The organism is Bradyrhizobium sp. SZCCHNRI20481, from assembly GCF_032485055.1.
Classification (GTDB): domain Bacteria; phylum Pseudomonadota; class Alphaproteobacteria; order Rhizobiales; family Xanthobacteraceae; genus Bradyrhizobium.
This window is the reverse complement of sequence record NZ_JAUEUE010000013.1, coordinates 65,924-79,373: the sequence shown is the minus strand read 5'-3', so window position 1 is coordinate 79,373 and position 13,450 is coordinate 65,924. Positions and strand designations below refer to the sequence as shown.

The 13,450-nt window shown below is 66.9% G+C and carries 13 protein-coding genes; 7 read left to right on the top strand and 6 right to left on the bottom strand.

Translation table 11 applies throughout. The features are described 5' to 3' along the window. Positions 1-17: 17 nt before the first annotated feature. Complete coding sequence (locus tag QX132_RS21630) at positions 18-1,352, bottom strand: dihydroorotase (RefSeq protein WP_315776268.1); 1,335 nt, start codon at positions 1,350-1,352, stop codon at positions 18-20. A 198-nt stretch (positions 1,353-1,550) separates the two neighbouring features. Between QX132_RS21630 and QX132_RS21625 the strand changes: the two genes are divergently transcribed. The 7 genes from QX132_RS21625 (at position 1,551) to QX132_RS21595 (ending at position 7,636) form a co-directional block, all read left to right on the top strand. Beyond that, positions 1,551-2,435 carry a folate-binding protein gene (locus tag QX132_RS21625; RefSeq protein WP_315776185.1) on the top strand — a complete coding sequence of 295 codons (885 nt, stop codon included), beginning with the start codon at positions 1,551-1,553 and terminating at the stop codon, positions 2,433-2,435. A 9-nt stretch (positions 2,436-2,444) separates the two neighbouring features. After that, on the top strand, positions 2,445-3,074 hold the full coding sequence (locus QX132_RS21620) for a DNA-3-methyladenine glycosylase I (protein ID WP_315776184.1): 630 nt from the start codon (positions 2,445-2,447) through the stop codon (positions 3,072-3,074). Further along, entirely contained in the window at positions 3,071-3,688 is a 618-nt protein-coding gene (locus QX132_RS21615) for an HD family hydrolase (protein WP_316162823.1), read from the top strand. The genes QX132_RS21620 and QX132_RS21615 overlap by 4 nt, the downstream gene beginning before the upstream one ends. Position 3,689: 1 nt before the next feature. Next, on the top strand, positions 3,690-3,929 hold the full coding sequence (locus tag QX132_RS21610; RefSeq protein WP_315717219.1) for a hypothetical protein: 240 nt from the start codon (positions 3,690-3,692) through the stop codon (positions 3,927-3,929). Beyond that, complete coding sequence (locus QX132_RS21605; RefSeq protein ID WP_316162822.1) at positions 3,926-4,150, top strand: hypothetical protein; 225 nt, start codon at positions 3,926-3,928, stop codon at positions 4,148-4,150. The genes QX132_RS21610 and QX132_RS21605 overlap by 4 nt, the downstream gene beginning before the upstream one ends. A gap of 101 nt (positions 4,151-4,251) precedes the next feature. Beyond that, complete coding sequence (locus tag QX132_RS21600; protein WP_315739978.1) at positions 4,252-4,758, top strand: tyrosine phosphatase family protein; 507 nt, start codon at positions 4,252-4,254, stop codon at positions 4,756-4,758. A 193-nt stretch (positions 4,759-4,951) separates the two neighbouring features. Then, positions 4,952-7,636, top strand: coding sequence for a DUF2339 domain-containing protein (locus tag QX132_RS21595; RefSeq protein ID WP_316162821.1), 2,685 nt, complete (start codon positions 4,952-4,954; stop codon positions 7,634-7,636). Positions 7,637-7,648: 12 nt separating this feature from the next. On the opposite strand, the gene QX132_RS21590 is transcribed toward QX132_RS21595, so the two are convergent. From QX132_RS21590 to QX132_RS21570, 5 genes are all read right to left on the bottom strand, one after another. Further along, a complete protein-coding gene (locus QX132_RS21590) occupies positions 7,649-9,337 on the bottom strand; it encodes a methyl-accepting chemotaxis protein (protein WP_316162820.1) in 1,689 nt (562 codons plus the stop codon). 458 nt (positions 9,338-9,795) lie between these two features. Continuing rightward, entirely contained in the window at positions 9,796-10,029 is a 234-nt protein-coding gene (locus tag QX132_RS21585; RefSeq protein ID WP_315739975.1) for a DUF6894 family protein, read from the bottom strand. Positions 10,030-10,205: 176 nt separating this feature from the next. Continuing rightward, entirely contained in the window at positions 10,206-10,889 is a 684-nt protein-coding gene (locus QX132_RS21580; protein ID WP_315782173.1) for a hypothetical protein, read from the bottom strand. Positions 10,890-11,003: 114 nt separating this feature from the next. Beyond that, positions 11,004-11,990, bottom strand: a complete 987-nt coding sequence (locus tag QX132_RS21575; protein WP_316162819.1) for an MDR family oxidoreductase — start codon at positions 11,988-11,990, stop codon at positions 11,004-11,006. Positions 11,991-12,054: 64 nt separating this feature from the next. Further along, positions 12,055-13,302, bottom strand: coding sequence for an MFS transporter (locus QX132_RS21570; protein WP_315739972.1), 1,248 nt, complete (start codon positions 13,300-13,302; stop codon positions 12,055-12,057). Between the last annotated feature and the right edge of the window lie 148 nt (positions 13,303-13,450).

Below are 13,450 nucleotides of genomic sequence, written 5' to 3'. Positions count from 1 at the left end.
ACTAACGCGTAGCGCCGTTACGGCCGCAGCGTCTCCGTGAAGCGTACCGGCTCGCCGATCGCTGGCGTCAGCAGCTCGCCCTGCCACATCACGCGTTGACCGCGGACGAACGTGCCGACCGGCCAGCCGGTGACGCGTAGGCCATCATAGGGCGTCCAGCCGGCTTTCGAGGCGACCCATTCGTTGGTGATGGTCTCGCTGCGCTTCAGGTCCACGATGGTGAGGTCGGCGTCGTAGCCGGCGGCGATGCGGCCCTTGCGGGCGATGTTGTAGATGCGGGCGGGGCCGGCGCTGGTGAGGTCGACGAAGCGTTGCAGCGACAGCCGGCCGGCATTGACGTGGTCGAGCATGATCGGCACCAGCGTCTGCACGCCGGTCATGCCGGAGGGCGAGGCCGGATAGGTCTTGGCCTTCTCCTCGGCTGTATGCGGCGCGTGGTCGGAGCCTAAGATGTCGACGATGCCCTGGTGGACGCCCCACCAGATCACGTCGCGATGATCGACTGATCGCACCGGCGGATTCATCTGCGCGTAGGTGCCGAGCCGCTCGTAGCACTCCGGCGCCGCCAAGGTGAGATGATGCGGCGTCGCCTCCACGGTGGCGACGTCCTTGTGGTCGCGCAAATACACGATCTCTTCTTTCGTCGAGATGTGCAGCACGTGGATGCGCTTGCCGGTCTCGTGCGCGAGGGTGACGAGACGTTGCGTGGCGCGCAGCGCCGCCTCCTCGTCGCGCCACACCGGGTGTGAGCGCGGATCGTTCTCGACGCGCAGGTCCTTGCGCTCGTTGAGGCGGTACTCGTCCTCGGCGTGGAACGCGGCACGGCGGCGGATCACCTGGAAGATGCGGCGCAGGCTGTCGTCGTCCTCGACCAGCAGCGAGCCGGTGGAGGAGCCGACGAACACCTTTACGCCGGCGCAGCCCTCGGCGCGCTCCAACACCGGAAGCTGCTCGACATTCTCGCGGGTGCCGCCGATGAAGAAGGCGAAGTCGCAATGCATGCGATGGTGGCCGGCAGCGACCTTGGCGGCGAACGCCTCTTCGGTCACCGTCAGCGGATTGGTGTTGGGCATCTCGAACACGGCGGTGACGCCGCCCATCACGGCGCTGCGCGAGCCGGTTTCGAGGTCCTCCTTGTGAGTGAGACCAGGCTCGCGGAAATGCACCTGGGTGTCGATCACGCCGGGCAGCACGTGCAGGCCCTTGCAGTCGATGATCTCGGCGGCCGAGGCTGTGCCGAGATCGCCGATCTCGACAATACGTCCGCCTGAAATGCCGATGTCGCGGACGCCCTCGCCGTCCTGATTGACCACGGTGCCGGATTTCAGAATGACGTCGAAGCGCGCGCTCATGAAGCCCTCATAGGATTTCATTCTCCTGACCGCCCCAAGACAGATCGATCATGCTGCGCGCCTGCCCATTTGCTGGCCTCCGGTGGCACGCGAGTCTCGATCTTTAGAATGAAGCCACCGCGCGGCGGCGTTTCAGCCTTGTGGTTTATGCCTGGGCGGCTTACGTTTCAGTGCGGCCTGTCGCAAGAGGTTTTTCGGATGAAGGCGACGTTTCTCGACGACCGGGGCGTGGTCCAGGTCAGCGGCGACGATGCACGCAAGTTCCTCAACGGTCTCTTCACCACCGACGTCACCAAGCTCACGCCCGGCGATGCCCGGTTCGGCGCGCTGCTGACGCCGCAGGGCAAGATCATCGTTGATTTCCTGGTGGCGCAGGTGCCGGCGACCGACGCCGGCGAGCGCTTCCTGCTCGACTGTCCGCGCGCGCTGGCGCAGGCGCTCACCGACAAGCTCAACCTCTACAAGCTCAGGGCCAAGGTCGCGGTCAGCAATCGCTCCGGAGAGCTCGGCGTGATCGCGGTCTGGGATGGCGCCATCGGCGCCACGCCGGAGCCGAGCTTCGCCGATCCGCGTCATGAGCGCCTCGGCGCGCGCGTCATTGCGCCGCAGGAGGCGCTCGCGGAGATCGCCGCACGGCTCGGGGCCGAGATCGTCGAGACCGACGCCTATGAGGCGCATCGTATCGACTGCAGCGTGCCGCGCGGCGGGCTCGACTTCACGTATGGCGATGCCTTCCCGCACGAGACCAATATGGACCGGCTGCACGGCGTCGACATCGGCAAGGGTTGCTATGTCGGCCAGGAGGTCGTGAGCCGCATGCATCATCGCGGCACCACGCGCACGCGCGCGGCGAAGGTGCTGCTCGACGGGCCGAGTCCCGAGCCGGGCACGCCGATTCTGGCCGGCGACAAGACCGTCGGCACCATGGGCTCGGCCGCCGCGCAGAAGGGCATGGCGCTGCTGCGCATCGACCGCGCCGCCGAGGCGTTGGAGGCGGGAACGCCGCTTACCGCCGGCGGCCTCGTTCTACGCATCGCTGATCCCGACGCGCTGCAGGGCGCGCCGAAACAGACGGTCGCCTGAGCCGGTCTCATGGGTCGCGCTGCTGTCGTCCATCCCGATGGCCTGACGCGCTGCCCCTGGCCGGGCAGCGATCCGCTCTATGTCGCCTATCACGACACCGAGTGGGGCGTGCCGGAATATGACGACCGCGCGCTGTTCGAGAAGCTGATCCTCGACGGCTTCCAGGCCGGGCTGTCGTGGATCACGATCCTGCGCAAGCGTGACAATTTCCGCCGCGCCTTCGACGATTTCCAGCCGGAGAAGATCGCTGGTTACACCGACAAGAAGATCCACGCGCTGATGAACGATGCCGGCATCGTGCGCAACCGCGCCAAGATCGAAGGGACGATTCTCAGCGCGAAATCCTGGCTCGACATCCAGGACAAGGGTCCCGGCTTCTCCAAGCTGCTGTGGGACTTCATGGACGGCGCACCCAAGGTCAATCAGTTCAAGACCACCGCGAGCGTGCCGGCCTCGACGCCGCTGTCGATCAAGATCTCGAAAGAGCTGGCCTCGCGCGGCTTCAAGTTCGTCGGTCCCACGATCGTCTACGCCTTCATGCAGGCGACCGGGATGGTCAATGACCATCTCGTCACCTGCTTCTGCCACGAGACCTGCAGCGGCAAGCGCCGCACCCCACGCCTCAAGCCTCCCAAATGACGACTGACAAGGCCCCGAGCGGGCACGACCGCGTCTGGCAGCGCATGCTGTCCGGCCGGCGGCTCAACCTCATCGATCCCTCGCCGCTCGATGTCGAGATCGCCGACATCGCCCATGGGCTCGCGCGTGTCGCGCGCTGGAATGGCCAGACCACCGGCGCGCACATCTTCTCGGTGGCGCAGCACACGCTGCTGGTCGAGACGGTGATGCGCGCGCGCAAGCCGAACATCGATGCCCGGCTGCGGCTCGCCGCGCTGCTGCACGATGCGCCGGAATACGTCATCGGCGACATGATCTCGCCATTCAAGGCTGTGCTCGGCGACGGCTACAAGAGCGTCGAGAAGCGGCTGCTCGGGGCGATCCACATCCGCTTCGGGCTGCCGGCGGAGATTGCTCCTGAGATCGAGCGCCAGATCAAGGCGGCCGACCGCGGCGCCGCTTTTCTGGAGGCGACCCGGCTGGCCGGCTTCTCGGAGAGCGAGGCGAAGAAGCTGTTCGGTCGCGACCCCGGCCTGCCGGATGCCACTGTGACGGACTATCTGACGCCCTGGAGCGCGGCCAAGGCCGAGAAGCAGTTCCTGACCCGCTTCAACACGGTGCTGGGGTCGTGCTGAGATGCCGCTGACGCCGGACGAGCGCCGCAACGAACGGCTGAAGCTGGCCGCCAACTGGGTCAACACGCTGGCGACGGCCATCGTCACCGCCGGAACGTTCGTGCCGCTTGCCCAGTTCGTCTATGGGGTGCTGCCGCCCAGCACCCCCGCGGGCTTGATCTACGGGTCGGGCGTCGTTTGCATTATCACCGGAGTGCTCATACATTTGCTGGGTCAGTGGATCCTGGGAGGTCTTCGATGACCCTGCACCAGCTCGTTGCCCTGAGCTTTCCGCTTCTGACCGCCTTGGCCGTCGCCATCGTGGCCCTCTTCGTGCGCCGGCCCTGGTCCGAGAAACCGGTCGAGATCGCCCCCCAGAACCGTGAGCGGCTCCTCGACCATCTCGAGCGACTGAACGCGGAGATCGAAGGCAAGGCCCATCTGGTTCGCCAGGAGCTGCGGCAGCTCAAGAACGCGCGCTGAGGGCTGTCGGCGCATATATGCGCCAGCCCGACAGCAGACATCCAAAACCCGCTTTTGCCCTTGTGCCCCCATTCGTATAATCGGGCCTCCAAAGGCTCGCCATGATCCACGTCTGCTCACTCGCCGCCCTGCCCGAGACCGTGCGCCTGACCGGCGCCAGCCACGTGCTGACCATCATGGCCAATGTCGAGCAGGTGAAGCGGCCGGAGACGATCCGCCCCGAAAACCATCTGCGGGTCTCGGTCGACGACATCACCGAGCAGCTTCCGGGCTTCATGGCGCCGAGCGAGGATCACGTCGCCCAGGTGCTGGAGTTCGTGCGCGGCTGGGATCGTGCGGCGCCGCTGGTGATCCACTGCTATGCCGGCATCAGCCGCTCCACCGCGAGCGCCTTCGCCACGGCCTGCGCGCTCAACCCCAATCGCGACGAGCTCGATATTGCCTGGGCGATCCGCCAGGCCTCGCCGATCGCCTCGCCGAACCGGCTGATCGTCAGCCTGGCCGACAGGGCACTGGGCCGCCAGGGGCGCATGGTGCGCGCGCTGGACGCGATCGGGCCCGGCGCCATGATGGTCGACAGCGCGCCGTTCCGGATCGATCTGGACTGAGTTGCGACGCGGCGGAGCCGCGTACCGGCGCGCCTTGAACTTTTGTTCCGCGGTTTGACACAGAGGGAACGACGGCCATCGGGTGACCCGCCGTGGGTCGTCGGCCGATTCGCTGCGCCAGCGGTCCACCCGCAGGCCGGCACCTTCCACCCCTGACGCCCACCGGCGCCATCGATTGAGGATTCCCCGCGTGATGTTCGATTGGCCCCTGGATTGGATCGCGCTGCTGGTCGCGTTCGCGGCGCTCGCCTTCGCGCGCCGGATTTCCGATCGCCTGGCCGAGGTCCAGGCCCGGCTGGCCAAGCTCGAGGCGGCACGCCCGATCGCGGCTGCGCCGGTGGTCGCGCCGCCGCTCAGCCCGCTTCAGGAACCCGCTGAAGCCCCGCCAATGCCGCCGCCATTGCCGGAGCTGACCGAGCCTGCTCTCCAGCCCGCGGCGATGGCGAGCGACGACGCGGCCGAACAGCCGCCGCCGCTCGCGTCCCCGCCACCCGTGCCGCAGCCTGCGGCCGGCTTCGAGGAGCGCATCGGCACCCGCTGGGTGGTGTGGATCGGCGGGCTGACCTTGGCGCTCGGCGGCTTCTTCATGGTGCGCTATTCGATCGAGGCCGGCCTCGTCGGCCCCGAGGTGCGCGTCGCGCTCGGCGCGCTGTTCGCCGCCGCGCTGCTTGCGGCCGGCGAATGGACCCGGCGCAAGGAGAGCATCTCGCAGATCGCAGCGCTGCCGATCGCCAACATTCCGGCGATCCTGACCGCGGCCGGCACGGCGGTCGCCTTCGCCACGATCTACGCGGCCTACGCGCTGTATGAGTTCCTGCCGCCCGCGATCGCCTTCATGCTGCTCGGCATCGTCGCGCTGGGCACGCTGGCGGCGGCGCTGCTGCACGGCCCGGCGCTGGCCGGGCTCGGCCTCGTCGCCGCATTCACGACGCCGGTGCTGGTGTCGACTGGCGAGCCGAACTACTGGGCGCTCTACATCTACCTTGCCATCGTCACCGCCGCCGCGTTCGCGCTGGCACGCGTGCGGCTGTGGCGCTGGCTCGCGATGACCACGATCGGGCTGTCGTTCCTGTGGACCTTGCCCGGACTCGACGCGGGCGTCGAGACGGTGGCGCCGCATGTCTTCCACGTCGCTGTTGGTTTCGCGCTGGCCGCGCTGATCGTGGTCTGCGGCTTCATGTTCGGACCCGCGGCCGAGAACGACGAGGTCGAGCCGATCTCATCCGTCGGCCTGGCGGTTTATCTGCTCGGCGCCATGCTGGTCGTGCTGGCGAGCTTCCATGACGGTCTGGCGCTGATCGGCTTCACGGTGCTGGTCGCGGCGACGCTCGCGGTCGCCTGGCGCGCGCCGAGCGCCGTCGGCGCGGTGGCCGCCGCCGCTGCGACCGTGTTCCTCGTCTTCGCCGAATGGGCGCTGCGCGACAATCCGGACCTGCTGGTGCTGCCCGGCGGCGCGCTGCCCGGGATGGGGCCGAACCCGCTCGGCGCGTCGGTCACGTCGCATCTGGTGACGGCGGCGATCTTCGCGCTGGGCTTCGGCGGCGCCGGCTTCCTGGCGCAGGGCCGCTCGCACAACGCGGTCGTGCCGGTGGTGTGGTCGGCGGCCGGCGTGTTCACGCCGCTGGCGCTTCTTGTCGCGCTCTATGCGCGCATCGCCCATCTCGACCGCTCGATTCCGTTCGCGATCCTCGCCGTCGTGCTCGCCGCCGCGTTTGCCGTCGCCACCGAGGCGCTGACCCGGCGCGAGGAGCGCCCGGGCCTCAGCGCCTCGATCGCATTGTTCGCGACCGGCACGCTGGCCGCGCTGGCGCTGGCGCTGACCTTCGCGCTGGAGAAGGGCTGGCTGACGATCGCGCTGGCGCTGATGTCGCTCGGCACCGCCTGGATCTTCGAGAGCCGGCCGATCCCGTTCCTGCGCACGCTGGCGGCCGTCTTTGCCGGGCTCGTCGTGCTGCGCATCGGCTACGATCCGCGTATCGTCGGCGCCGATGTCGGCACCACGCCGATCGTCAACTGGCTGCTGTGGGGCTATGGCGTGCCGGCGGCGTCGTTCTGGAGCGCGAGCTATCTGATGCGCCGCCATGGCGACGACGCGCCGCTGCGCGCGGTCGAGGCCGCCGCGATCCTGTTCACGACCCTGCTCGCCTTCCTGGAGATCCGCCACGCCGTCAATGACGGCGACATGCTGGCGGTGCCATCGCTCGCCGAAGTGGGACTCGACGTCTGCGTGGCCCTGGCGCTGGCGATCGGGCTGGAGCGGCTCCGGGAGCGCAGCGGCAGCATCGTGCACAACATCAGCGCCGTGATCCTGACCGGCTTTGCCGGCGGCGCCACCGTGCTCGGGCTGCTGCTGCTCGAGAATCCGATGATCTCGGATGTCGCGATCAAGGGCGGCCTGCTCAACATCCTGATCCTGGCCTATGCGTTCCCGGCGGTGCTGATGCTGCTGTTGTCCTACGCGGTCGCAGGCCGCCGTCCGCCGGCCTATGGCAATACGCTGGCCGCGGGCGCACTGATCCTGGCGCTGTCCTATGTCAGCCTCGAGATCCGCCGGATCTATCACGGCCCCGATCTGACGGCAGGGCCGACCAGCGCGGCCGAGCAGTACACCTATTCGATCGCCTGGCTCGCCTTCGGCGTGGTGCTGCTCGGGATCGGAATCATCGTGCAGTCGCAACGCGCCCGTCTGGCGTCCGCCATCGTGATCGCGCTGACGATCCTGAAGGCCTTCCTGATCGACATGTCGGCGCTGACCGGCGTGTGGCGCGCGCTGTCATTCATCGGGCTCGGGCTGGTGCTGGTCGCGATCGGCTGGCTGTACCAGAAGGTGCTGTTCCGACGGCAGCAGCAGGCGCCGCCGGCTCAGCCGGCGGCGTAGCGCCATGTCGGATTAGGCCGCGCGCACCGACTCCAGGAACGACGCCACCTCACGCTTCAGCCGGTCGCTGTCCGAGGCCAGCGATTGCGCCGCGGCCAGCACATGCGTGGAGGCCGTTCCGGTTTCCGTCGCGCCGCGCTGCACGTCGACGACGTTCACAGAAACCTGCTGCGTGCCCTCCGATGCCTGCTGGACGTTGCGCGAGATCTCCTGCGTGGCGGCACCCTGCTCTTCCACGGCAGCCGCGATCGCCGACGAGATTTCCGACAGCCGCTCGATGGTCGTGGAGATCGCCCGGATGGCGCCGACCGATTCCTGTGTCGCCGCCTGGATGCCGGACACCTGCTGGCCGATCTCGTCGGTCGCCTTGGCGGTCTGCTCGGCCAGCGCCTTCACCTCGGACGCGACGACCGCGAAGCCGCGGCCGGCCTCGCCGGCGCGCGCCGCCTCGATGGTCGCATTCAGCGCCAGCAGATTGGTCTGGCCGGCGATCGTGTTGATCAGTTCGACGACGTCGCCGATCCGCGCCGCGGCCTTGCTCAGCTCGCTCACGCGATCGTTGGTCATGCGCGCCTGGTCGACGGCCTCGGTGGCCATGCGGGCCGATTCCTGCACCTGGCGGCTGATCTCGGTGATCGACGACGATAGCTCCTCCGTCGCGGACGCGACCGACTGCACGTTGGTCGAAGCCTCCTCCGAAGCAGCCGCAACCGCGGTCGAGATCTCCTGCGAGCGCGTCGCGGTGGATGACAGCGCGCCGGCGGAATGCTCGAGCTCGGTCGAGGCCGACGATACCGTCTGCACGATCTCGCCGATGGTCGCCTCGAACTGGCGGGTGATGTTGTCGACGCGCCGGCCGCGTTCGATCTTGACCTCGGCATCGTGGGCCGCGAGCTCGTCGGCCTCCTTCTTGGCGATCAGCGCCTCCTTGAACACCTGCAGCGTATCAGCCATGGCGCCGATCTCGGTCGGCTCGCCGCGATGCGTGACTTCCGCGCCGAGATCGCCCTTGGCGAGCTCCTGCATCGGCTTGATGATCGACGCGATACCGGACGAGACGTTCTGCACCAGATAGAATCCGACGGCGATGCCGGCGATGACGGCGGCGGCAATGATCGAAACCACGAGCCAGATCGCGCGCGAAAAGCTCTCGGCAGCCTGCCGCGTCGCGTTGTCGGCGCCCTTGTTGTTGAACTCGATGTCCTGGATGAAATACTTGTCGGCGTCGCGCGCGATCGCCGCGGCCGACTTTTCCAGCATTTCGGTGGCCTCGTGCGGAATCTTTCCGACGCTCTTGTTGGATTCATCCATCACCTGCTTGACGGCGACGACGTACTTCTCCCAGGACTGCACCCAGTTGTTGTAGATCGCGCGTTCCTCGGCCGAGGTGATCATCGGCTCGTAAGTCTTGCGGTCCTTGTTGATCGTCTCGAGGATTCCGTTGACGCGCTTCTCCGCGGCCTGCTTGGCCTCGGTCGTCTCCGACATCACATGCGCGCGCAAGGCGATGCGCAGCAGGTTGATGTCGGCGCGCAGCTCGCCGATCGCGCGCACGCTTGGCAACCAGTTGGTGGCGATGTCGACCGTGTTGGCATTGATCGACTGCATGCTGGTGACGGCGAGCACGCCGAGCCCGCACATGGTGACGAGCATGAAGGCGATGACCGAAATGATCTTCGTACGAATGGACATTGTTGACACGGAGGACCCCAGCTGACTGCGTGGTTCGGCCGCGTTCTGCCAGCGCCAGAGACGGCCCGAACATCCAGGTCTGCGCTGCGCTGCGCGGTCGAGGTCAGAGGATCAGAGGGCTCCGAAAATTCCGAACCCGCATGTCGTCCCTGACGACCTCATTGGGCGCGAAACAGGCTTATCGGAGGTTAATGCTGGAACCGTAAGATTACTGACAATGCGCGTAAAATGATGGCCCTCAGGAACGGCGCGGTGCTCCGGAACCGGCGCCCGAGGCACCGGGTCTCCTGATACCGTTGACGGATCGTGTGGAAGCAAAACCACGAACTGCGTTCGGCAACATCACAAACGCCGTCTGAGCGCGAGAAGTGTGACAGACGGAGAACACGCCCTCAGCGGATTGGCGCCACGGCGCACCGGACCTCGAATCCGATGGCCAGCGGCGCAATCACCCGGACAGTTGGAACTCAGCCGACCGCTTCGGACATCAGGCGGATCCGGAACACTGGCTGCTTGGCTTCGTCGAGCAGCTCCATCTGCCACTCGGCCCCCTGCTGCAACGACTTCGAGATGCCACCGATCAGGTCGGAGCAGACAGCCGTCAGCTCGTTCCAGGCGGTTTCCCGGTTGGCGAATTCATAAGGCTGATCAGCAGCGCCAGAATAGCGGCCCTGGCTGATTCGGAAGAAATAAAGCGACATAACGACCCTTTCTCGTGGGCCACCCCCCTGGTTGCAAACTGCACACGAGTCACTACCGAGGCATGAATTTGAGATTCCGTACGACTACGGCGCAATGACCACTAACGTGCGGTCAGCTTAAAATATTGCTCTATGTTAATAGGGGACTGGTTTTTCAATAATCGGTGAACTAACAACTAATCGGTCGAGCGACGCAGCTCCGGCGCCGCATCCGACTTCGCGTTATCGGATCTGGTAATTTCGGTCTTCGCGTTTTCGGCCTTGGCGTTTTCGGCCTTGGCGGTTTCGGGCTTCGCGCTTTCCGCCTTGGCGGCCTTCGCAGGATCCGCCTTCAGGGGTTCTACCTTGCTGCGCTCCACCCGCGGGGTCTCGACCCGCGCCGCCACTTCGGTGTGCAAGCCGTCGGCAGCGGGAACAGCAGCGCGCGCGGCGCGCGGCCGCGCCACGGCGCGCGCCATCAGCATGGTGGCTCCGCCCTGGTGCTGGAAGTCGCAATAGGCGAAGGCGCCGAGCCCGGAGACCGAGCCGCGGAAGCTGCGGTCGTCCTTCTTGTCGAGGTTGAAGCACGGCTCGAACGGCATGCCCTTGATGGCAGCGCAAACGTTCTGGCCGCGAATCTGCAGGGTGTTGCCGGGCAGGCGGATGTGACGCACCGGGCCAGAGCCGGAGAACTGCACCGCGCCCGCCGCGCCCATGTCGTCGAGGATGCGGCCCGCGCCACGGGTGCCGTCGACGCAGGTGAAGGCGAACACCTTTCCGGCGACGAATTTGCGGGCCTCGTCGGCTGTCATCGAACCCGCAACCGCGGGAGCAATCACGGCACCGGCAGTCACGGTCCCCAGCAATATACGCGCGAGCATGCATCAAACTCCCACTTAACCCAACGCAGCGGGTAAGGCGGTATCTTTACCCCATGCTTACCATACCAACCATGGCAACAATGGAGCAGCATGGTTTGAAAAGTCTGAACATCCTCAGGATATTCTTACCACCGTACGGCCGCGGACCTGGCCCGCGAGAATCTGCAGCCCCAGCGACGCCACCTGGTCCAAGGCAATTTCGTGAGTGATTTCAGCTAGTTTTGCGCGATCCAAATCAGTGGCGAGGCGCTGCCAGGCCGCCTTGCGCGCCGGCAGCGGGCACATCACCGAATCGATGCCGAGGAGGCATACGCCGCGCAAAATGAACGGCGCCACCGACGATGGCAAATCCATGCCGGCAGCGAGGCCACAGGCGGCGATGGCACCGCCATATTGGGTCATCGCCAGCAGGTTGGCGAGCGTATGCGAGCCGACGCTGTCGATGCCGCCCGCCCAGCGCTCCTTCGCCAGCGGCTTGGCCGGCCCGGACAGCTGGTTGCGGTCGATGATTTCGGCGGCACCGAGCGACTTGAGATAGTCGGCTTCGGCCAGGCGGCCGGTCGAGGCGATCACGTGGTAGCCGAGCTTGGCGAGCACCGCCGTCGCCACCGAGCCGACGCCGCCGGCCGCGCCCGTCACCACCACCGCCCCGCTGGCCGGCGTCAGCCCGTGCTTCTCCAGGGCCAGCACGGCCAGCATCGCCGTGAAGCCGGCGGTGCCGATTGCCATGGCATCCCGGGCCGACAGGCCCTGTGGCAGGCCGACGAGCCAATCGCCCTTGACCCGCGCCTTCTCGGCATAGGCGCCGAGATGGGTCTCGCCCATGCCCCAGCCGGTACAGATCACGGCGTCGCCCGGCTTCCAGACGGGATGGCTGGACTGCTCGACCGTGCCGGCAAAATCGATCCCCGCGATCATCGGGAAGCGCCGGACCACCGGCGCCTTGCCGGTCAGCGCCAGCCCGTCCTTGTAGTTCAGCGCCGACCACTCGACCTTGACCGTGACGTCACCGTCCATCAGCTCGGCTTCATCGAACTGCGTCAGCGTCGCGGTCGTTCCCTTGTCCGCCTTGTCGATCCGGATCGCCTTGAACGTTCCCACAGCGGCACTCCCTGCGCTTTCTTTGTCTCACGCCATGTTTAGCCGATCGGGTCGGCCGCGCAACTCAGGTCGCGGGAACGGCGCGCGCGACCGGCTTCTCGACGATCGGCAGGTTGATCAGCGCCGACAGCACGCCGAACAGGATCGAGAGCCACCAGATCGGCGTATAGGAACCGTAGCGCTCGAACACGATGCCGCCGAGCCAGACGCCGAGGAAGCCGCCGACCTGGTGGCTGACGAAGGCGAAGCCATAGAGCGTGGCGAGCCAGCGGGTGCCGAACATGATCGCGACCAGCGACGAGGTCGGCGGCACCGTGGAGAGCCAGGCGAGCCCGGAGACCGCGCCGAAGGCGATCGCGGAGGCCGCCGTGACCGGGAACGAGATGAAGGCGAGCGTCGCCAGCGCACGGGTGAAATAGATGAAGGACAGGATGTAGCGCTTCGGCAGCCGGCTCTGCAGCCAGCCGACACTGAGCGAGCCGATGATGTTGAACAGGCCGATCGCCGCGATCACCCAGCCGCCAACCTGCGCCGACAGGCCACGATCGACCAGGAACGCCGGCAGGTGCACGGTGATGAAGGCGAGCTGGAAGCCGCAGGTGAAGAAGCCGAGCACCAGCAGCACGTAGGAGCGGTGGCCGAACGCCTCCATCAGCGCGGTCGTGAACGACTGCTGCTCGGCCTCCGACGGCTTGGCCTCGGCCGCCGGCGGCGTCGCCACGGCGAGCGACAGCGGCACGATGAACAGCATCAGCGTCGCGAACACCATCAGCGCGCTCTGCCAGCCGAACTGGTCGATCAGCGCGACGCCGAAGGGAGCGAACAGGAACTGGCCGAGCGACCCGGCCGCGGTGCCGGCGCCGAGCGCGATGCCGCGGCGCTCCGGCGGCAGCAGCTTGCTGAACGCCGACAGGATGAGATTGAATGAGCAGCCCGACAGGCCGAAGCCGACCAGCACGCCGGCGCCGATGTTCAGCGACAGAGGCGAGCTGGAATAGCGCATCATCAGCAGGCCGCCGGCATAGAGCAGCGCGCCGACACAGATCACGCGCATCACGCCGAAACGATCGGCGATCGCGCCGGCGAGCGGCTGACCGAGCCCCCACAACAGGTTCTGCACCGCCACCGCAAGCGCGAACACGTCGCGTCCCCAGGCGAATTCACGGCTCATCGGCTGCACGAAGAAGCCGAGGCTGGAGCGCGGACCGAAGCTCAGCAGCGCAATCGCGCAGCCGCACACGATGATGACGACCGGCGTCCGCCAGCTCTGGCTGCGGGAGGCCGTGCCGAGATCGCCTGCCTGTACCGACATCCGTGTCCTCCCCTGCTGCGGTCGCTGTCCGCCGCGGCCTTCCGATTAATGCATTTGCATTGAACTCCCAAGCTCAAAAGCGGAACCCAGTCATGAAAAATTTCGATGCGGCGGCCAGCCATGAGTCCGTGTCATCCGAAGCGAGTTC

Excerpts from the sequence above, each read along its gene's own strand:
- QX132_RS21630 (WP_315776268.1), bottom strand. The coding sequence starts at position 1,352 with ATGAGCGCGCGCTTCGACGTCATTCTGAAATCCGGCACCGTGGTCAAT.
- QX132_RS21625 (WP_315776185.1), top strand. The coding sequence starts at position 1,551 with ATGAAGGCGACGTTTCTCGACGACCGGGGCGTGGTCCAGGTCAGCGGC.
- QX132_RS21620 (WP_315776184.1), top strand. The coding sequence starts at position 2,445 with ATGGGTCGCGCTGCTGTCGTCCATCCCGATGGCCTGACGCGCTGCCCC.
- QX132_RS21615 (WP_316162823.1), top strand. The coding sequence starts at position 3,071 with ATGACGACTGACAAGGCCCCGAGCGGGCACGACCGCGTCTGGCAGCGC.
- QX132_RS21610 (WP_315717219.1), top strand. The coding sequence starts at position 3,690 with ATGCCGCTGACGCCGGACGAGCGCCGCAACGAACGGCTGAAGCTGGCC.
- QX132_RS21605 (WP_316162822.1), top strand. The coding sequence starts at position 3,926 with ATGACCCTGCACCAGCTCGTTGCCCTGAGCTTTCCGCTTCTGACCGCC.
- QX132_RS21600 (WP_315739978.1), top strand. The coding sequence starts at position 4,252 with ATGATCCACGTCTGCTCACTCGCCGCCCTGCCCGAGACCGTGCGCCTG.
- QX132_RS21595 (WP_316162821.1), top strand. The coding sequence starts at position 4,952 with ATGTTCGATTGGCCCCTGGATTGGATCGCGCTGCTGGTCGCGTTCGCG.
- QX132_RS21585 (WP_315739975.1), bottom strand. The coding sequence starts at position 10,029 with ATGTCGCTTTATTTCTTCCGAATCAGCCAGGGCCGCTATTCTGGCGCT.
- QX132_RS21580 (WP_315782173.1), bottom strand. The coding sequence starts at position 10,889 with ATGCTCGCGCGTATATTGCTGGGGACCGTGACTGCCGGTGCCGTGATT.
- QX132_RS21570 (WP_315739972.1), bottom strand. The coding sequence starts at position 13,302 with ATGTCGGTACAGGCAGGCGATCTCGGCACGGCCTCCCGCAGCCAGAGC.